The sequence below is a fragment of the Amycolatopsis sp. NPDC051071 genome, assembly GCF_040682875.1.
Taxonomy (GTDB): Bacteria; Actinomycetota; Actinomycetes; order Mycobacteriales; family Pseudonocardiaceae; genus Amycolatopsis.
Map to the genome: position 1 here is coordinate 1 of NZ_JBFBBY010000145.1, position 18,024 is coordinate 18,024.

Below are 18,024 nucleotides of genomic sequence, written 5' to 3' on the forward strand. Positions count from 1 at the left end.
GGTCTTCTTGCGTCATGTGGGGTCCCCATAGGACTAAATTCGTCCTATGGGGACCCCTCATGACATCCCGGCGGCCTCGGTGGCGAAACCGCCATGGTCGCCCGGGAAGTAGGTCGGCTTCACCCCGAGGAGACCGGCGGCGAGGACGGCGGCCTCGTGCGCGGGCTGCCCGGGCCGAGGTCTCGCCGACACCGACGACGATCCGGGTCCCGGAGGTCCGCAGGGTCTCGTGAACGCGTTGTCCTGGCTGTTGCGTCAACCTTGCTACCGGATCGAGGGAGGTTCCTGATGGGCGTGACCGTCCATGCGCAGTGGGTCTTCATCGCAGACGGCGCCGATGATCTGCGACAAGGTCGTGCAGGCCCTCCTCGATCAGGAACGCTGTGTCGCCGGGTTCACCGACAGCGCGGTCTCCGCGGACGCCGGTCGTGCGGTGATGGAGATCGAGGCCGACATCTCCAGCGGCGACCTGTCGCACGCCATCGCCGAAGGGCACGCCGCGATCCGCGCCGCCTTGCGTTCGGTCGGAATCGGGACGCCTGAATGGCCGACTCATGGCGAGGCCATGTCCATGGTGCTGAAGGACCTCCGCACCGAGCAGCTGGTCTAGCCCGACCCGGTACTCGCACTCAGGTGATCAGCCGCAGTCGCGTGCTCAGACTTCACACTCGCGTGCTTGAAGGCGGATCACGCGTGCTTGAAGGCGGAACTCGCGTGCTCAGACTTCGCACTCGCGTGCTTGAAGGCGGATCACGCGTGCTTGAAGGCGGAACTCGCGTGCTCAGACTTCGCACTCGCGTGCTTAAAGGCGGAACTCGCGTGCTTAAAGGCGGAACTCGCGAGTCACGCCGTAGCCCTGGCCGCGAGTCCGGCGAACAGGCCGGTCAGTCTTCGACGAGGGCGGCCGAGATGATCCGGTGCAGCGGGTACCGCTCGTTGTCGGTCCCTTCGAGCACCCCGCCGCCCACCCGCACCGGGCGCACGACGCGCTGGCTCGCCGTCCCGCGTGAGTCGACGAAGCCGATCCATACGTCGCGACGCTCCATGGTCGCCTGGGACAGCAGCGCCAGCGTCGCGGACGTGTCCCCGGCGCCACCGCCCTGCGGCGCTCGCACCGTTTCGCCGCGACGTCGCGCCGAAGCGGCGTCACCGGCCCGGACGTGCGCGACGATCTTGCCGACCTGGTCGTCGGTCAGCCCGGCTTGCTCTCCCGGCGCGCGACGCGCGGCACGCGCCTTCGCCGGCAGGCGACGTCCAGACGGCCTGATGTCCATGACGCGGCCGTCGGGGCCTTCGGCGGCGGGGGCGAAACCGGCGCCGCGGAGCCCGTCGAGGACCTCCGCCAGCGGGTACGAGCTGATGAGCACCGTCGGCGCGATCATCCGCAGGCCGTACTCCGCCGCGACCGGGCTGCCCATGACCTCCGCGAGCAGCGACGCGTCATCACAGCGCAGGAACGACTCGGCGGCGCCACCGCGCAGCCGCCCGTGCCGCCGGGCGACGTCGTCGATCAGATAGGTGAGCCCCTGCGGTACCGGCGTCGCCGACCGGGCCGTGAACAACGCGTGCAGTTCGCCCGCGGTCCGCCCGGTGTCGAGCGCGCGCCGCACGGACGTCTCGGTGATCCGGTAGACGGTGGCGTGCCCTGCCGATTCGATGTCGGCGACGGCGGTCATCTCGGTCGCGAGTTCGGCCTCCAGCGGTCCCGGCGCGACCACGGTCAGGTCGGCCTGCACCAGGACGTGGTCCACCGGACGCGGCAGCGCGTCGAGCATCGCCTCGACGGCGCCAGGCCGGTCTTCGGCCAGCAACGCCCGCGTTGCCGTCGTGAGCCCGCCGAGCCCGATCAGGCCGAGCGCGGCCCCTTCCGCCATCGTCCAGCGCACGGTCTCGTCCCGCAGCCGTCCGCCCCGCCTCGGCGCGCGCCAGGCGAGCGAGGCGACCAGTTCGTCGGTGCTCTTGACCCCGGAGCCTTCGGGCAATGCCGCCAGCGCGAGCAGGATCCGCCGCCGTGAGACCGGCGCCAGCGGCCGCCGGAGTTCCTCCGAAAGCGGCGCGATCGGCTTGTCCTTCGCGTCCCGTCCACCAGCGAGGCCGGGCAGCCGGGGCAGTTCGAGCCAGGCCTGCGCGACCGTCATCCAGCGCTGTGCCGTCGGCGACGCGAGCCAGGAATCGGTCAGCGTCGTCGGCACCCATTCCGGTGTGGTCGCCTCGCTGTCGGCGACCAGCCCGGCGCCGACCGCGATCTCGGCCAGCAGGGTCACCCGCGTTTCGCCGACGTCGAGCTCCTTGGCGAGCTTCTTGATCTCACGCACCCCGAGCCCGCCGGACTTCAGCACCGGCGGCGGCGTCTCCGACCACGCGCGAAGCATGTTTTCGGTCTGGCGCAAGAACTCCATCGCCTCACCCGCCGCCGTCGCGTCCACTGTGGACCGCTGGTGCGGATGCACGGGGAGTTCCGGTTCGCGCAGCGAAGCCGGGTCGAAAACCGTCCCGCCACGCAGCGCGATCCCGAGTTCGCGGGGCAACTCGACGGTCTGGTCGTCCCGGCGCAGCAGCAGGCCACGCGCGAGGAGCCGCTGGACCGGGTTCCGCGCCCGCTCCAGCGGGATGTCGGCCGACGCGTCGCGAGTACGGCCGATCGGCGGCCCGGCGGCCAGCGTCGTCAGCAGGGCGCGTTCGTCCTCGCCGACCTCGGCGAGCGCGGCCTCGATATCCGTTCCGGCGAGTGTGGGTGACGACGCCCCCAGCCCGGCGGGGAAGGGGCCGAGCGCGTCGCGGGCCGACGGCGGGACGCGCAGCGCGCCGTCGCCACCCCAGACCAGCGCCCGGGTGCGCAGCAAGGCCAGCGTCTCGCCGATCTTGGTACCCACCAGCCGCGCGACCTCGTCCGCGGCAACCGGATCGGTGTCCGCCCCGGCCAGTAACAGGCCGTCGAGCACGGCGAGGGTGAAGGTGTCGAGGTCTTCGCAAGCACGCGCGACGGAGCCCGGCGTGCCGGCCCGGGTGGCGAGCACGATGGTGTCGGACGGGGGCGGCGTGGACAGGTCGCGACGCGTGCGCAGCAGCGCGGCGAGCGCGTCGTCTGACTCGTTACGCAGCCAGTCCGCCATGGAGGGCGCGGGCATAGACGATCAGGATACCGGGCGGGTGCCTGACCGGCAGGCGCGTTCGGGCAGACTGTCCTTCAGAGAACGGCTTGACCATGCTCGGGAGGATGTTGTGGCGAAGGGCGAGAACAAGAAGCGCGCGGGTATCGACCCGACGTGGCCCGGTGAAGACGGGGAACACCCCGTCACCGAGCTCGCAGCCGATCGGCAGGGTGCGCTGTCCCCGTTCGGCGACCTGACCTTCCCGCTCGACGCGGTGCCCTACGTGCACCCCGAGACCGAGATCAACCGGTAGCGAAGTCACCGGGACCGGCGACCCTGGAAGTTACTCGTCAGTCACCCCGGCGAGGGTCCGTGGCGGTCGTCACGGGAGTAGGTTTTCGATCGACCTGTTCAGCTTTCCTCAGCGGGGGTAGTGCCATGCCGGTTCCCGGTCCCGGATATTCGATCACCGTCCGGGTGGAGGCCCCCGCGTCGTCCACCGCGGCGGGTGACCTGACGACCGCCGTCGGCCGGGTCGGCGGCGTGCTGACCGCGTTCGACGTCGTCGAGTCGCATCCCGACTCGATCGTCGTCGACATCAGCGCCAACGCCCTGTCGGAGAACCACGCGCAGGACATCACGCAGACCCTGGATTCGCTGCCGGGGGTGCGTGTCCGCAAGGTCTCCGACCGGACGTTCCTGATCCACCTCGGCGGCAAGATCGAGGTCACGCCCAAGGTCGCGCTCCGCAACCGTGACGACCTCTCCCGCGCGTACACCCCCGGCGTCGCGCGGGTCTGCCAGGCGATCGCCGCGAACCCCGAGGACGCGCGCCGCCTGACCATCAAGCGGAACACCGTCGCCGTCGTCACCGACGGCTCGGCCGTGCTCGGCCTCGGCAACATCGGCCCGGCCGCGGCGCTGCCGGTGATGGAGGGCAAGGCGGCACTGTTCAAGAAGTTCGCCGACGTCGACGCCTGGCCGGTCTGCCTGGACACCCAGGACACCGAAGAGATCATCAAGATCGTCAAGGCGATCGCCCCGGTCTACGCGGGCATCAACCTCGAGGACATCGCCGCGCCGCGCTGCTTCGAGATCGAGGCGCGGCTGCGCGAGCTGCTCGACATCCCGGTGTTCCACGACGACCAGCACGGCACCGCGATCGTCGTGGTCGCCGCGCTGCGCAACGCACTGCGCGTGGTCGGGAAGAACATCGAAGACTGCAAGATCGTGGTCAGCGGGGTCGGCGCGGCCGGTTCGGCGATCATCCGCCTGCTGCTGGGCAAGAACCCCGGTGACATCGTGGCCGCCGACATCGACGGCATCGTGCACTCCGCGCGTGGCAGCCTCGACGACAACCTGACCTGGATCGCCGAGCACACGAACAAGGAGCAACAGGCGGGCACACTGCACGAGGCGCTCGTCGGCGCCGACGTGTTCATCGGGGTCTCCGCGCCGAACCTGTTCGGCGCCGAGCAGGTCGCGACCATGAAGTCCGACGCCGTCGTGTTCGCGCTGGCCAACCCGGACCCGGAGATCGACCCGCTGGAAGCGCAGAAGCACGCCGCCGTCGTCGCCACCGGCCGCAGCGACTTCCCGAACCAGATCAACAACGTGCTCGCCTTCCCCGGCGTGTTCCGCGGTCTGCTCGACGCGCACGCGCACCAGATCGACGATTCGATGCTGCTCGCGGCCGCCGACGCCATCGCGGACGTCGTGGACAACGGCAAGCTCAACGCGTCGTTCATCGTGCCGAGCGTGTTCGACAGCGCCGTCGCGCCCGCCGTGGCAGATGCCGTGAAGAAGGCGGCGAAGGCCGTCCAGCGATAGCAAAGGTCCCTTGCTCCATTCGGCGGCAGCCTCATCACCGGGGACGATTTCGCGGTCGACTCCAGGGTGATGACCGCGGCACCGGCCCGCTCATAGCCTCGATCCCGACCAGGAAATCGAGCATGACGGGGTGAGGATGAAGCGCGCGGTATTGAGCAGAATCGGGACACTCGCGGCTGCGGCGGTCACGGTGGCGGTATTGGTACCGGCCACGGCGTCCGCCGCGCCGCCGGGGCCGGAATGGGGCCCCTGCCCGGAGGAGGTCGCCGCACCAGGGGTGCGGTGCACCACCTTGAAGGTCCCGCTCGATTACCGGGACCCGGGCGGGTCGACCATCGACATCGCCGTGTCGAAGCTCGCCGGCACCAAGCCGTCGAAGCGGCGAGGCATCATGCTGACGAACCCGGGCGGACCCGGTGTCTCGGGACTGGACATCCCGAAAGGGCTGCCTGCGGCGGGCGTGCCGTCGAGCTTGCTCGATGCCTACGACATCATCGGGTTCGATCCGCGCGGGACAGGTCGTAGCACGCCTGTGAACTGCGATTTCCGGCCGGACCAGCAGGTCAGCGAGTTGCCACCGTACGCCCGCGACGCGGCGGCCGTCGCGGAGCACGCGAAGTACGCGGCAGGTATCGCGAAGCAGTGCGGTGAGTCGAAGACCGCGGGGAACCTGCCGTACATCACCACGGCCAACACCGCCCGGGACATGGACCGTATCCGGGAAGCCTTGGGCGAGCGGAAGATCTCGTACTACGGCGTCTCGTACGGCAGCTACCTCGGTGCCGTGTACTCGACCCTGTTCCCGGAGCGGACGGACCGTGTCGTGCTCGACAGCGTGGTCGGCCCGGGCGGTCCCGACACGACCTTCTCGCGTCGCCTGGCGGAGGGATTCCAAGACCGCTTCCCGGACTTCGCGAAGTGGGCGGCCGCACGGCACGCCAGCTACGGGCTGGGCCGGACCTCGCGGCAGGTGACGGCGAAGTTCGGCGAACTGGTCGCCAAGCTCGACGGCGGCGCGATCCCCGGCATGGACGGCACGGCGTTCCGGACGGGAACACTCGGTGCGCTGTACGCGACGAGTTCGTTCCCCGCGCTGGCGCAGCAATGGCAGGCGATCGACCACACAGGTGTCGGGAAGCGGTCCACCCAGGCCTCGCAGTTCGACCTCGCGCAGGTGCTTTCCGCGCAGCTGCACGTGATCTGCAACAACGCGGGCTGGCCGAAGGATGTCAAGACCTACCAGCGCAACGTCTCGCAGGACCGGGTGAAGTACCCGATGTTCGGCGCGGCAGGGGCGAACATCTGGCCGTGCGCGTTTTGGCCGTCCGAGCCGATCGAACCGCAGGTGCGGATCGGCGACCGGGGGCCGTCGAACATTCTGTTGGTGCAGAACCTGCGTGATCCGGCGACTCCGCTCAGCGGGGCCAAGGAGATGCGGCGTGCGCTGGGCGATCGGGCGCGGATGGTGTCGGTCGACGACGGCGGGCACGGGGTGTGGCTGAGTTCGGAGAACGCTTGTGGCAACAACGCCGTCAACCGGTTCTTCGTGGAAGGCAAGCGTCCCGCGCACGACACGGCCTGCGCCGCTGACAAGGGCGGACTCTTCGATTCGATGACGTCGCAGCAGCGGCAGGATCGGGAGAAGGCACTCGAAGTGGTTCGCTCGAAGCAGCTCATGTTCTGAGGACTAGCCTGCTGGCGTGAGTGAACTCAGCCACGTCGACCATACGGGTGCCGCCCGTATGGTCGACGTTTCCGGCAAGACGCCCACCGCCCGCACCGCGCTGGCGGGCGGCACCGTGCACACCACGGCCGAGGTGCTCGGCCTGCTGGCCACGGACGGGCTCCCCAAGGGTGACGCCCTCGCGACCGCCCGGATCGCGGGCATCATGGGCGCGAAGAAGGTGCCCGAGCTGATTCCGCTCTGCCACCAGATCGCGCTGTCCGGGGTGAAGGTCGAGTTCGTCCTCGACGAGACCGCCGTGCACATCACCGCGACCGCGAAGACGGACGACCGGACCGGTGTCGAGATGGAGGCGCTGACCGCCGTCGCCGTCGCCGGGCTGACCCTGCACGACATGATCAAGGCCGTCGATCCCGCCGCGACCCTCGACGACGTCCGGCTGATCCGCAAGGACGGCGGCAAGACCGGCACCTGGGAGCGGCCGTGAACCGGGCTTTACGGGCGGCCCGGGTGATCGTGGCCTCCAACCGTGCCGCGAAGGGCGTCTACGAGGACACGACCGGCCCGGTCATCACGGCCTGGCTCGCCGCGCGCGGCTGGGACGTGCCGGACCCCGTGGTCGTCGAAGACGGGGACCCGGTGGGCGCCGCGCTGCGGGACGCCGTCGCGGCCGGGGTCCAGGTGATCGTGACGACCGGCGGGACCGGTATCTCGCCGACCGACCGCACGCCGGACGTCACCCGCGCGATCCTCGACTACGAACTGCCCGGCGTCGCGGACGCCATCCGGGCCGCCGGGCTGCCCAAGGTGCCGACGGCGGTGCTCTCGCGCGGAGTCGCCGGCGTGGCCGGGCGGACCCTCGTGGTGAACCTGCCCGGCTCGCGCGGCGGTGTGAAGGACGGCCTCGGCGTACTGGACGGGATCCTCGACCACGCCGTCGACCAGCTGGCGGGCGGCGACCACCCACGGGAGGCACAGCAGTGAACGTTCGGGTCGCACGGGTCGCGGTGGTCGACGAGCCGCTTTCGGTCGAGGAGCACGCCCTGCTGGTGGACGACGCGGCCGCGGGCGCCGTCGTCACCTTCGGCGGGGTCGTGCGCGACCACGACGGCGGGCGGTCGGTGGAACGGCTCGCCTACGAGGGGCACCCCAGCGCTTCGGAGGTGCTCGCGGAGGTCGTCGCGGACCTCTCGGCGAAGTGGACCGGCGTGCGGGCGGTCGCCGTCAGCCACCGGCTGGGCGCACTGGCCATCGGGGACGTCGCGCTGGCGTGCGCCGTGGCGGCCGAGCACCGGGGGCAGGCCTTCGCCGCGTGCTCGGAGCTGGTGGACGAGGTCAAGTCGCGGCTGCCGGTGTGGAAGCACCAGCACTTCAGCGACGGCAGCGACGAGTGGGTCAATTCGCCATGAGAGTGGCGGCGGGCCTGGGGTGTCGTGAGTGATTCGGGTCGGTTACTGAGGGGAAGGTCAAACATGGCGGGGCGGTTCGGCGGCGGCACTGGACTCGTCAGTAAACCAGAAGCTCCTTGACCATCCACAAAGGACACCTTTTGACCTGCGAGTGTCTTGTTTGGGCCTTTTGTGATGCTTTGGGAGAGGTCGTGAGTGATATAGAGGGTTAGAACCCTCCTGATCACTCACGTCCCCCACCAAGAACCGCACATATAGGCGCAAAACGGGCATTTAGTTACCGGAAAGTGTTCTTGTGGACAGTCAAGGCGCGGCCGGGCGCCGTCAGCCAGTCCGAACCCGCACCGCGAAGGCCTCCCGGCCATGAAGCCGGCGAAGCATGCCTCACTACAGAGACCCAGTCACGCCACTTTTGACTTACCCCCAGTGAGTACCTATGGCGGGCGGACCCGGGACAACATCCCTGGCCTCAGCAACATCACCAGCCACGAGGGTGGCGCGTGAAGGCCCCTTCCCTCGGCTCAGCCGAGGAAACTCGACCTTCACGCCTTGCCAAGTACATGAAGGCCCCCTTCCTTGCGCCTAGCGCAAGGAAGGGGGCCTTCATGTACTTCCGGCGGGGCAGGTCCTCTACTTGCGGTAGTTGCGCCTGCATCTACCGCATTCAGAGGACGAAACGCGCGAAGGGCGGACGAGGGCGAGCGCCTTTCCGCGCCAGGACGCAACAGAGCCCCACCGCCGGGGGAATGGCGCGGTGGGGCTCTGTCAGTCGCGACGTGGCCAACGCGGGGAGTCCCGCGGGCATCACGACTTACTGGTGCTCATGAGCTCACTTGGTGGCGAGCTTCTGTCCGACGACGATGAAGTCGGCGTTCGGCACGTACTCCTTGTTCAGCTCCTGCAGCTTCTGGTAGCCGCCCTGGGTGTTGAACTTGGAAGCGATCTTGGACAGCGTGTCGCCGGCCGCGACGGTGTAGTCACCCGCCGGGTTGGAGTTCGCGACATTGGCGACGGCCGGAGCCGGGGCCTGCTTGGTGACCTTCGGAGCCGGCGCGGAGGTCGACTTCTTCGGGGTCACCTTCTTGGTGGCCTTCGGGGCGGTCGACTTGGCCTTGGCGGGGCTGGCGGAGCCGCCCTTCTTGCCACAGTTCGGCCACGCGCCGATGCCCTGGCCCTGCAGGACGCGCTCGGCGACAGCGATCTGCTGCTCACGCGAAGCGCCGTGCGCGCTGCCGGTGCCACCGTAGGCACGCCAGGTGCTCTGCGAGAACTGCAGACCACCGTAGTAGCCGTTACCGGTGTTGGTGCTCCAGTTGCCGCTGCTCTCGCACTGCGCGATGGCGTCCCAGTTGGTCGCCGACGCGGGGGTCGCGGCGATGGCAAGGGGCGCTCCGACCGCGACACCGGCGATGGCGACACGGGCGATGTGGCGAGTGGCAGCGGACATCTTGCGGTGCTTGCCTCGGTAAGACATGTGAGTAAATCTCGCTCCCTGCGCCTACGAGTCTGAGCTGAGGGCGGACCCGAGTGGGCCTGGCCGACCTTCGCAGGCCGGCTGACTTCGCCGGACGCACGACGCGTCGGCTCGGTCCCCTCGTCCCTGTCCGGAAATGCTTTCGCTCGGGGTTGGGTCCGGGAATCCGTTGGACAGGGCTAGGCGCTACGGGTTCCCGGTCTTGCGTGGTCGGTCGGGGCCAACCGAAAAGCGACGGTACGTAACGAACGGCCTGATCGGAAATTATTCGAGCTGTGACCTACATCACAGTAACAGCACGCAACCCATAACGATTCGGCTGTTTATGCAGGTCAGCTGGCCGTTATCGGACCGTTTCCTGGCCGAGATAATTCACGGATCGTGAGGCTTGCATCACGTGGATTAGGGGATGACTGGACCATTCGTGCGCCTTCGGGCGCGAATGGGACGCGCACTTTAGCGAGCCCTCAAGAAGTTCGCCAGTCCTGGCAGGTCATCCGTATTCAGGTGGTCGACCCCGGCTGCGACCAGCTCTTTCCACAGAGCGTCACGATCAGGACCGGCTACGTCAGGGGTCGCCCAGAAACGCACCCGCTGGCCCGCCGCATGCGCCCGCTTGACGATGTCGTGCAGTTTCGCGCGCTCGGCGGCGGGGAACTCGCCGGCGCCGGTCCAGGTGAACAGCTCGGTCCAGGAGTCCGAGACCAGCGGGGTCACCCGGCGGTCCGAGCCGATGTGCAGGTCGTTCTTGTCCTTGATCCGGCCGTCGTAGAAGGCGAGCCGGAACTTCTGCCCGAGCATCACGTCCTTGGGCCGCCCGCCGGAGATCACCGCGGTGACCGCGCGCTTCTGGACGTGCCCGAACGCATACAAAGAGAAGAGGAAGGAGTAGCGCGGGCTGTAGAGCCGCTTCTCCAGCGCCGCGTAGGTGCTGTTCGCGTCCCCCTTGACGTCGATGAGCAGCTGAAATTCGGCGCGCTGCCGGTAGACGCCCACGCCGTGGTTGGCCAGGACGCGCTTGCGCAGCGGCTCCAGGTAGAGCGACTCCAGTGTGCGGTCCGGGCGTGTGTCCGCCAGGTCGTGCGCGACCAGCAGCTGCCCGTCCACCAGGTAGATGTCGGCTTCGACGCTGGTGAAGCCCTGATCGAGCGCGTCCTGCAGCGGACGCGCGTGCTCGTAGTCGTTGTGGCTGTGAGCCTGCGGAAGCGGCCGTACGCCGCCTTCGTGGGCGGAGGCGGGGGCGGTCGCCAGGCTCGTGGCGGCGACCGCGGCGAGCAACGCGGCGAGGATGCGGCGGGGAGTGATCACTGGCGCATCCTCAGCGGCTTCGGCGTCCGGCCGGTGAATTCCGGACGGACTGCAGGTCAAGGGCCCCGGAACCTCTGCGGGGCAGCTTTGTCCCCTCGCCGGGGGGAGCAAGGGACCTTTGCTATCACGCGCTGACGAAAACCCGCCGAAGGGGCGGTGTTCGTCGTTGGGCATCCGTTGTGCTCGAAGGCGCCCCTTCATCGTGTTTCCGTGGCCTTCGGCCGAAAGCGGCGCGCGGGGTGAAGTCTCTCGTCGCGCTGGCGCGCTCCGTGAGACGCTATCACTTTCCCGCGTTTCCGCAGGTCAGCCGCCTGCGAACGGGGGCAGGACGTCCAGTTCGGAGGCATCGGTGAGCGGCCGGGTAAGATCCCGCACCGCGACGCCGTCCAGGAGGAACGAGACCGCGTCGAGCAGCTTCGCCAGCTTCTCCGGGTGAAGTTCACGCAGGTGGGTGACGGCGTCGGCGACCCGGGCGCAGTCCGGCAGGGTCACTTTCTCTTCGTCGAAGCCCACGGCCGCGCGGGCCGAGGCGAAGTACCGCACCACGATGGTCACCATGTCAGCCGCCGATCGCGCTCATCGGCCGGATCGGCTGCGCGAAACCGGCCTCGTTGATCTCGTGCCCGGCGAGCTTGCCCCACATGGTCGCCCGCCACGCGTCCGCTACCTCTTCTTCACGCGCGCCCGCGCGCACGAGGGCACGCAGGTCGGTTTCGTCGTTGCTGAACAGGCACGACCGCACCGCGCCGTCGGCGGTCAGCCGCGTCCGCTCGCAGGCGCCGCAGAACGGCCTCGTCACGGACGCGATCACGCCGACGTCGCCAGGGCCGCCGTCGACCAGCCAGCGTTCGGCGGGTGCGCCACCGCGTGCGGCGGGGAACGGCGACAGGGTGAAATCCTCGCCGAGCATGCCGAGGATCTCCTCGGCGGTGATCATGTCGCGCCGGTTCCAGCCGTGCTGCGCGTCCAGCGGCATCTGCTCGATGAACCGCAGGTGGTAGCCCTCGGCGAGGCAGAACCGCAGCAGCGGCACGGCCTGATCCTCGTTCAGCCCGCGCATCAGCACCGCGTTGACCTTCACCGGGTTCAGCCCGGCCTCCCGCGCCCCGGCCATACCGTCGAGCACGTGGGACAGCCTGTCGCGACGTGTGATCGTCTCGAACAACGCGCGATCGACGGTGTCCAGTGAGACGTTGATGCGGTCCAGCCCCGCGGAGGCGAGTGCCTTCGCGCGTTTCGCGAGCCCGATCCCGTTGGTGGTCATGGAAAGCCGAGGCCGCGGTTCGAGCGCCGCGATCCGCTCGACGACGTGCTCCAGGCCGGGGCGCAGCAGCGGTTCGCCGCCGGTCAGCCGGATGTCGGTGACGCCGAGCCGTTCGACCGCGATCCGCAGCAGGAACACGAGCTCGTCGTCGGTCAGCACGTCCGCGCTCGGCATCCATTCGAGCCCTTCGGCCGGCATGCAATAGGTGCAGCGCAGATTGCACTTGTCGGTGAGCGACACCCGCAGATCGGTCGCCACCCGGCCAAAGGTGTCGATCAGCGCGGGGTTGTCGGGCCTGGGCACGGTGGACGGACCTCGTGTACCGGGGACACGGGGAAACCCGAGATCGACTGCTGTCATTGCCACCAGACTAACCCGCGAGAGGCGCTAAACCGACTGTCTAGAATCTCTTTCGTACCCGAACGCCGCGTGGCCTGGTTTCTTCCCGAAGGGTTTTCCGGATGGCGAAATATCCGCTCTCGGCGGAGGAATTGGCCCGGTTCGCCCACCTCGGCCGCGAAGGCAGCACGCTGACCGTGCTCCGGCACGCGAGGATCGCCGAGCGGATGGGCTTGTCGGCCACCGATCACAAAGCACTCGAACTCATCGGCCAGGCGCCGGGACCGTTGACAGCCGGCAGGATCGCGGAACTGACCGGGTTGTCGACCGGTGCTGTGACGGGCGTCATGGACAGGCTGGAGAAGGCGGGTCTCGCCCGCCGTGTCCGCGACACCGTCGATCGCCGGAAAGTGCTGATAGAGGTCGTTCCCGGCGCCATGGAGCGCCACGCGCCGCTCTTCGAATCCGCGTACACGAGCATGAAGAACCTGCTCGAACAGTTCTCTCCGGAGGAACGGAAAGTGCTGGAGCGTTATCAGACCGCGTTGCTCGATGACCTCCGCGACGAACTGATCGGCACTTCCTCGCGCCCATAGCTTTTCCGCATCTGCGGCAAGTATCCTCCTGGGATGCCGCAATTCCGGTTGTCTGAGGCCGCTCGTCTGCTCGGCGTCAGCGACGACACCGTCCGCCGCTGGGTGCGCGCCGGCCAGTTGAACGCGTTCGATGACTCAGCGGGCCGCAAGGTCGTCGACGGTGCCGAACTCGCCGCGTTCGCCAAGGCGCAGGCCGAACAGCCCGAGGATCCTTCGAACGTCGGCCGGTCCGCACGCAACCGGTTCGTCGGACTCGTCACCGAAGTCGTGATGGACAAGGTGATGGCACAGGTCGAACTGCAGTGCGGCCCGCATCGCGTGGTCTCCCTGATGAGTTCCGAGGCCGTCCGCGAACTCGGGCTTCGGCCGGGAGTGCTCGCGGTCGCCGTCGTCAAGGCGACCACCGTCGTGATCGAAACCCCGGAAGGAAGCCGATGAGGAGACTCGTCCCCACTCTGCTCGCGCTGGCATTGGCCGCGACGGCTTGCGGTTCGGAGCAGCAGCCGGCCGCCCCGCGGGCCGAGGCCAAGACGCTGACGGTGTTCGCGGCGGCGTCGCTGACCGAGTCGTTCGGGGCGCTGGGGAAGCAGTTCGAGGCGAAGAACCCCGGGGTGACGGTGAAGTTCAGCTTCGAGGGCTCCTCGGCGCTGGTCCAGAAGCTCACCCAGGGTGCGAAGGCGGACGTCTTCGCCTCCGCCGACCAGGCCAACATGGAAAAGGCCACCAAGGGCGAGGTGATCGACGGGCAGCCGTCGGTGTTCGCCACCAACCGGCTCGCGATCGCCGTCGGCAAGGGGAACCCCAAAGGCATCAAGGGGCTGGCGGATCTCGCCAAGGACGGGCTGACCGTGGTCGTCTGCGCGCCGCAGGTGCCGTGCGGCGCGGCGGCGAAGAAGGTCCAGCAGGCCTCCGCGGTCACTCTGAAGCCCGCGAGCGAGGAGCAGGACGTCAAGTCGGTGCTCGCGAAGGTCCAGTCGGGGGACGCCGACGCCGGACTGGTCTACGTCACCGACGCGACGTCGGCGGCCGGGAAGGTCGACAAGGTGGACTTCCCAGAGTCGGCGGGTGCGATCAACAGCTACCCGATCGCGGTGGTCAAGGACGCTCCCCAGACGGCCCTCGCGAAGCAGTTCACGGACTTCGTCCTCAGCGCCGAAGGCAAGCAGGAACTGGCGAAGGCCGGTTTTGGCGCGCCCTGATTCCGCGAGTAGTCCTCTAGTTGCGGTAGATGCACGCGCAAGGACCGCAACCAGAGGACGAATCGCGGCGGCAGGGGTCCCGTGGGTGTTGTGGCCACCGGCGATCTGCGCACTGGCGCTGGTGGTGCTGCCGGTCGTCGGCCTGCTGGTGCGGTCGGATCTGACCCGGTTCCCGGGCCTCATCGCCTCGACGTCGTCCCTGAACGCGCTCAAGCTTTCACTGATCACCGCCGGACTGTCCACTGTGGCCTGTGTGCTGTTCGGGGTCCCGCTGGCCGTCGTGCTCGCGCGTTCGGGGACACGGGGGATCCGTGTCCTGCGCGCGGTGGTGCTGCTGCCGCTGGTCCTGCCGCCGGTCGTCGGCGGCCTCGCGTTGCTGTACCTGTTGGGCCGCAAAGGTTTCCTCGGTATCCTGGTGACCACTTTGACCGGTGAGCAGGTGCCGTTCACCACGGCGGCCGTGGTCATCGCGCAGACGTTCGTCGCGATGCCGTTCCTCGTGGTCAGTCTCGAAGGCGCGTTGCGCGGGGCGGGTGACCGCTACGAACGGGTCGCTTCGACACTCGGCGCGAAGCCGTGGACGGTGTTCCGCCGGGTCACGCTGCCACTGCTGACGCCCGCGCTCGGTTCGGGGATCGTGCTGAGTTTCGCGCGGGCACTGGGCGAGTTCGGCGCCACGATCACCTTCGCGGGCAGTCTGGAGGGCGTCACCCGGACACTGCCGCTGGAGGTCTACACGCAGGCCGAGGTCGACGTCGACAGCGCCGTCGCGCTGGCCCTGCTGCTCATCCTGGTCGCCGTCGCGGTGATCGCGCTGGCCCGGCCGCGTGCGCTCGAAGGGGTCCGGTCGTGACCCTGTCCGCCGGGATCGCGCTCCGGCGTGGCGAGTTCACGCTGGACGTCGAGTTCGCGGTGCCCGGCGGCGGTGTGCTCGCGCTGCTCGGCCCGAACGGTTCGGGGAAGTCCAGTGTGCTCGGCTGTCTCGCCGGGCTGCTCCGGCCCGACCGGGCGCGGATCGTCCTCGACGACCGCGTCCTGACCGGTCTGCCACCGCATACGCGCGGCATCGGCCTGCTCTCCCAGGACGCCCTGCTTTTCCCGCATCTGTCCGCTTTGGACAACGTCGCGTTCTCGCCGAGGTCGACCGGGGCCGGTCGCGCCGAGTCGAGAAAGCGCGCGCGGGAGTGGCTGGCCGAAGTGGACGCGCTCGAACTCGCCGGACGCAAGCCCGCCCAGCTTTCCGGCGGGCAGGCGCAGCGGGTCGCGATCGCGCGGGCTCTCGCCGCCGAGCCGCGGCTCCTGCTGCTCGACGAGCCCTTCGCGGCGCTGGACGTCGACGCGGCACCCGCCATCCGCGGCCTGCTCCGGCGGGTGCTGCGGTCCGGGCCGCCGACCGTGCTGGTCACCCACGACCCGCTCGACGCGCTGGCGCTGGCCGATCACGTCGCCGTCCTCGACGGCGGCCGGATTGTCGAACGCGGCGAGACACGCAAGGTCCTCGCGGCACCCCGGACGGCGTTCGCCGCGCGGATCGCCGGGCTCAACCTGGTGCCGGGTGTCGCCGTCGAAGGCGGTTTGCGCACGTCAGGCGGGCAGCTGGCCGGGATCCCGGCGGAGGACGTCGTCGAGGGGGAGGCCGCCGTGGCCGTCTTCGCACCCAGCGCCGTCGCCGTGTACCTGCGGGACGGCGAGCACCGGGGCAGCCCGCGTAACACCGTCGAGGGAACCGTCGACGCACTCGAACCCCACGGTCCGGTGATTCGGATCCGCACCCGCGGTGACGGCTGGGCGGCGGGTCTGAGCGCCGACCTGACCCCCGCCGCGGTCGCCGAACTGGCCCTCGAACCAGGGACGCCGGTCAACCTTTCGGTCAAGGCGGCGTCCGTGGCTGTTCACGCCGTCGCCGATCATTAAGCCCGGACCCCGCCCTCAACTGACAGGCTTCGCCTGGCTGTCTAGATTGAAGTCATGAACGAGCGCCGTTGGACGTACCTCAGCGACATGGATGGCGTGCTGGTGAAGGAGGAGCACCTCGTACCCGGCGCGGACGAGTTCCTCAAGGAGCTGCGCGCCAACGACATCGGCTTCCTGGTGCTGACCAACAACTCCATCTATACCCCGCGTGACCTGCGGGCGAGGCTTGAGCGGACCGGTCTCGACATCCCCGAAGAGGCCATCTGGACCTCCGCGCTGGCGACCGCCAAGTTCCTCGCGTCGCAGCGGCCGAACGGTTCGGCGTTCGTGATCGGCGAGGCGGGGCTCACCACGGCACTGCACGAGGTCGGCTACGTGCTGACCGAACGCGACCCGGACTATGTCGTCCTCGGCGAGACACGCACATACAGCTTCAGCGCGATAACCCGCGCGATCCGGCTGATCGAGGGCGGCGCGAAGTTCATCGCCACCAACCCCGACGCCACCGGCCCGAGTGTGGAGGGGTCCATGCCCGCCACCGGCTCGGTCGCCGCGCTGATCGAAAAGGCGACCGGCCGCTCCCCGTACTACGTCGGCAAGCCGAATCCGCTGATGATGCGCTCGGCGCTGCGGCGGCTCGGCGCGCATTCGGAGTCGACGCTGATGATCGGCGACCGGATGGACACCGACGTCCACTCCGGAATCGAGGCCGGTTTGCAGACAATCCTGGTGCTGACCGGCATCTCCAGCCGGGAGAGCGCCGAACACTACCCGTACCGGCCGACGATGATCATCGACTCGATCGCGGATCTGGTGGGGCGGACCGGCGACCCGTTCGGCGAAGGCTGAACGAGGCAGCGGCGGGCGGAGGGATTATCGTCACAGAGATGCACGACGATCAGCCTCCGTCCCCGACCTATGTGGTCGGTGACGTGCACGGACACCGGGACGAGCTGGCCGAGGCGCTCCGGGAGAAGGGGCTGCTCGACGCCGACGACGACTGGGCCGGCGGTGAAGCGACCCTCTGGTTCCTCGGCGACTTCGTGGACCGGGGGCCCGACGGCGTCGGCGTGATCGACCTGGTGATGCGGCTGGAACGGCAGGCCGCCACCGCGGGCGGGCGTTGCGGGACGCTGCTGGGCAACCACGAGATCCTGCTGCTGGGGATGTACCACTTCGGCGACACGGAGGTGCCTTCCGACTTCGGGCCACGCAGCTTCGCCCGCAGCTGGGAGATCAACGGCGGACTGCTCGCCGATCAGGACAGGCTCACGCCGCAGCATATCGAATGGCTGACTTCACGCCCGCTGCTGACGCTGGCCGCGAACCACCTGCTGATGCACTCGGACACGCTCGAGTACCTCGACTGGGGTACCGACATCGACGAGATCAACACTCGCGGCCGCGAGATCCTCGAAGGCAGCGACATCGAGTCGTGGTGGGACGTGTGGCGGCGGATGACGACGCGGTACGCCTTCCGCGGCCCGGAGGGCGCCGACGTCGCGCAACAGCTGATGGACCGGCTCGGCGGCGAGCGGATCGTGCACGGGCACAGCGTCATCGCCGATCAGCTGGGCATCCACCCGGCGCAGATCGACGGACCGTACCTCTACGCGGGCGGGAAGGCGCTGGGCATCGACGGCGGATTGTTCGTCGGCGGGCCGTGCCTGATCATCCCGCTGCCGTTCGAGCCGGAAGACTGAGTGGTCGGTTTCGGCGCTGCTGCGGTTCGGGAGCCCAGTCCTGCCCGACCCTGCCCTGCCCGACCTCAGTCCCGGCCCCGATCCAGCCCGGATGTCATGAGGGGTCCCCATAGGACACTTTTTGCGAACACGACTCACAGGGGGTTTCGATGAAACGAACGAGCATGGTCTTGGCGGCCACCGTCGCCCACCGACAGCAGTCCGGCGGCGAC

Annotated in this window: 18 protein-coding genes and 1 pseudogene; 13 read left to right on the forward strand and 6 right to left on the reverse strand. The window is 69.0% G+C overall.

Translation table 11 applies throughout. The features are described from left to right. Positions 1-57: 57 nt before the first annotated feature. Positions 58-192 carry a hypothetical protein gene (locus AB0M65_RS32345; protein WP_364036202.1) on the reverse strand — a complete coding sequence of 45 codons (135 nt, stop codon included), beginning with the start codon at positions 190-192 and terminating at the stop codon, positions 58-60. A gap of 145 nt (positions 193-337) precedes the next feature. Between AB0M65_RS32345 and AB0M65_RS32350 the strand changes: the two genes are divergently transcribed. After that, a complete protein-coding gene (locus AB0M65_RS32350; RefSeq protein ID WP_364036205.1) occupies positions 338-610 on the forward strand; it encodes a hypothetical protein in 273 nt (90 codons plus the stop codon). 274 nt (positions 611-884) lie between these two features. On the opposite strand, the gene AB0M65_RS32355 is transcribed toward AB0M65_RS32350, so the two are convergent. Continuing rightward, on the reverse strand, positions 885-3,128 hold the full coding sequence (locus AB0M65_RS32355) for a helicase-associated domain-containing protein (protein ID WP_364036208.1): 2,244 nt from the start codon (positions 3,126-3,128) through the stop codon (positions 885-887). A 94-nt stretch (positions 3,129-3,222) separates the two neighbouring features. On the opposite strand from AB0M65_RS32355, the gene AB0M65_RS32360 reads away from it, so the two are divergent. From AB0M65_RS32360 to AB0M65_RS32380, 5 genes and pseudogenes are all read left to right on the forward strand, one after another. Continuing rightward, complete coding sequence (locus tag AB0M65_RS32360) at positions 3,223-3,405, forward strand: hypothetical protein (protein WP_364036211.1); 183 nt, start codon at positions 3,223-3,225, stop codon at positions 3,403-3,405. Between the two features lie 125 nt (positions 3,406-3,530). Beyond that, positions 3,531-4,922, forward strand: a complete 1,392-nt coding sequence (locus AB0M65_RS32365) for an NAD-dependent malic enzyme (RefSeq protein ID WP_364036214.1) — start codon at positions 3,531-3,533, stop codon at positions 4,920-4,922. A 136-nt stretch (positions 4,923-5,058) separates the two neighbouring features. Beyond that, the gene (locus AB0M65_RS32370; protein WP_364036217.1) at positions 5,059-6,606 is read left to right on the forward strand and encodes an alpha/beta hydrolase; all 1,548 of its coding nucleotides are present in this window, start codon (positions 5,059-5,061) and stop codon (positions 6,604-6,606) included. Between the two features lie 16 nt (positions 6,607-6,622). Next, positions 6,623-7,093, forward strand: coding sequence for a cyclic pyranopterin monophosphate synthase MoaC (gene moaC / locus AB0M65_RS32375; RefSeq protein WP_364036220.1), 471 nt, complete (start codon positions 6,623-6,625; stop codon positions 7,091-7,093). Then, a pseudogene (locus AB0M65_RS32380) lies at positions 7,090-8,015 on the forward strand (molybdenum cofactor biosynthesis protein MoaE). The gene moaC and the pseudogene AB0M65_RS32380 overlap by 4 nt, the downstream one beginning before the upstream one ends. Before the next feature lie 829 nt (positions 8,016-8,844). Here AB0M65_RS32380 and AB0M65_RS32385 read toward each other — a convergent pair. The 4 genes from AB0M65_RS32385 to moaA form a co-directional block, all read right to left on the reverse strand. Continuing rightward, a complete protein-coding gene (locus tag AB0M65_RS32385) occupies positions 8,845-9,489 on the reverse strand; it encodes a transglycosylase family protein (protein ID WP_364036223.1) in 645 nt (214 codons plus the stop codon). A gap of 456 nt (positions 9,490-9,945) precedes the next feature. Continuing rightward, positions 9,946-10,797, reverse strand: coding sequence for a phosphatidylinositol-specific phospholipase C/glycerophosphodiester phosphodiesterase family protein (locus AB0M65_RS32390; protein WP_364036226.1), 852 nt, complete (start codon positions 10,795-10,797; stop codon positions 9,946-9,948). Positions 10,798-11,100: 303 nt separating this feature from the next. Continuing rightward, a complete protein-coding gene (locus tag AB0M65_RS32395) occupies positions 11,101-11,355 on the reverse strand; it encodes a MoaD/ThiS family protein (protein ID WP_364036229.1) in 255 nt (84 codons plus the stop codon). 1 nt (position 11,356) lies between these two features. Continuing rightward, the gene (gene moaA / locus AB0M65_RS32400; RefSeq protein ID WP_364036232.1) at positions 11,357-12,421 is read right to left on the reverse strand and encodes a GTP 3',8-cyclase MoaA; all 1,065 of its coding nucleotides are present in this window, start codon (positions 12,419-12,421) and stop codon (positions 11,357-11,359) included. Between the two features lie 101 nt (positions 12,422-12,522). Between moaA and AB0M65_RS32405 the strand changes: the two genes are divergently transcribed. The 7 genes from AB0M65_RS32405 (at position 12,523) to AB0M65_RS32435 (ending at position 17,812) form a co-directional block, all read left to right on the forward strand. After that, entirely contained in the window at positions 12,523-12,996 is a 474-nt protein-coding gene (locus AB0M65_RS32405; protein ID WP_364036235.1) for a MarR family transcriptional regulator, read from the forward strand. A 33-nt stretch (positions 12,997-13,029) separates the two neighbouring features. Next, positions 13,030-13,434 carry a helix-turn-helix transcriptional regulator gene (locus AB0M65_RS32410; protein ID WP_364036238.1) on the forward strand — a complete coding sequence of 135 codons (405 nt, stop codon included), beginning with the start codon at positions 13,030-13,032 and terminating at the stop codon, positions 13,432-13,434. Beyond that, on the forward strand, positions 13,431-14,195 hold the full coding sequence (gene modA / locus AB0M65_RS32415) for a molybdate ABC transporter substrate-binding protein (RefSeq protein ID WP_364036241.1): 765 nt from the start codon (positions 13,431-13,433) through the stop codon (positions 14,193-14,195). Before AB0M65_RS32410 ends, modA begins: the two co-directional genes overlap by 4 nt. An 85-nt stretch (positions 14,196-14,280) precedes the next feature. Beyond that, the gene (locus tag AB0M65_RS32420; protein ID WP_364036244.1) at positions 14,281-15,048 is read left to right on the forward strand and encodes an ABC transporter permease; all 768 of its coding nucleotides are present in this window, start codon (positions 14,281-14,283) and stop codon (positions 15,046-15,048) included. Beyond that, a complete protein-coding gene (locus AB0M65_RS32425) occupies positions 15,045-16,109 on the forward strand; it encodes an ATP-binding cassette domain-containing protein (RefSeq protein ID WP_364036247.1) in 1,065 nt (354 codons plus the stop codon). The genes AB0M65_RS32420 and AB0M65_RS32425 overlap by 4 nt, the downstream gene beginning before the upstream one ends. A gap of 54 nt (positions 16,110-16,163) precedes the next feature. Continuing rightward, positions 16,164-16,958 carry an HAD-IIA family hydrolase gene (locus AB0M65_RS32430; RefSeq protein ID WP_037318851.1) on the forward strand — a complete coding sequence of 265 codons (795 nt, stop codon included), beginning with the start codon at positions 16,164-16,166 and terminating at the stop codon, positions 16,956-16,958. A gap of 38 nt (positions 16,959-16,996) precedes the next feature. After that, positions 16,997-17,812: a metallophosphoesterase family protein gene (locus tag AB0M65_RS32435; protein ID WP_364036252.1), complete on the forward strand. Its 816-nt coding sequence runs from the start codon at positions 16,997-16,999 to the stop codon at positions 17,810-17,812. The last annotated feature ends 212 nt before the right edge of the window (positions 17,813-18,024 follow it).

Excerpts from the sequence above, each read along its gene's own strand:
- AB0M65_RS32385 (WP_364036223.1), bottom strand. The coding sequence starts at position 9,489 with ATGTCTTACCGAGGCAAGCACCGCAAGATGTCCGCTGCCACTCGCCAC.
- AB0M65_RS32430 (WP_037318851.1), top strand. The coding sequence starts at position 16,164 with ATGAACGAGCGCCGTTGGACGTACCTCAGCGACATGGATGGCGTGCTG.
- AB0M65_RS32405 (WP_364036235.1), top strand. The coding sequence starts at position 12,523 with ATGGCGAAATATCCGCTCTCGGCGGAGGAATTGGCCCGGTTCGCCCAC.
- moaA (WP_364036232.1), bottom strand. The coding sequence starts at position 12,421 with ATGACAGCAGTCGATCTCGGGTTTCCCCGTGTCCCCGGTACACGAGGT.
- modA (WP_364036241.1), top strand. The coding sequence starts at position 13,431 with ATGAGGAGACTCGTCCCCACTCTGCTCGCGCTGGCATTGGCCGCGACG.
- AB0M65_RS32355 (WP_364036208.1), bottom strand. The coding sequence starts at position 3,128 with ATGCCCGCGCCCTCCATGGCGGACTGGCTGCGTAACGAGTCAGACGAC.
- AB0M65_RS32350 (WP_364036205.1), top strand. The coding sequence starts at position 338 with ATGATCTGCGACAAGGTCGTGCAGGCCCTCCTCGATCAGGAACGCTGT.
- AB0M65_RS32395 (WP_364036229.1), bottom strand. The coding sequence starts at position 11,355 with ATGGTGACCATCGTGGTGCGGTACTTCGCCTCGGCCCGCGCGGCCGTG.
- AB0M65_RS32435 (WP_364036252.1), top strand. The coding sequence starts at position 16,997 with ATGCACGACGATCAGCCTCCGTCCCCGACCTATGTGGTCGGTGACGTG.
- AB0M65_RS32410 (WP_364036238.1), top strand. The coding sequence starts at position 13,030 with ATGCCGCAATTCCGGTTGTCTGAGGCCGCTCGTCTGCTCGGCGTCAGC.
- AB0M65_RS32370 (WP_364036217.1), top strand. The coding sequence starts at position 5,059 with ATGAAGCGCGCGGTATTGAGCAGAATCGGGACACTCGCGGCTGCGGCG.
- AB0M65_RS32365 (WP_364036214.1), top strand. The coding sequence starts at position 3,531 with ATGCCGGTTCCCGGTCCCGGATATTCGATCACCGTCCGGGTGGAGGCC.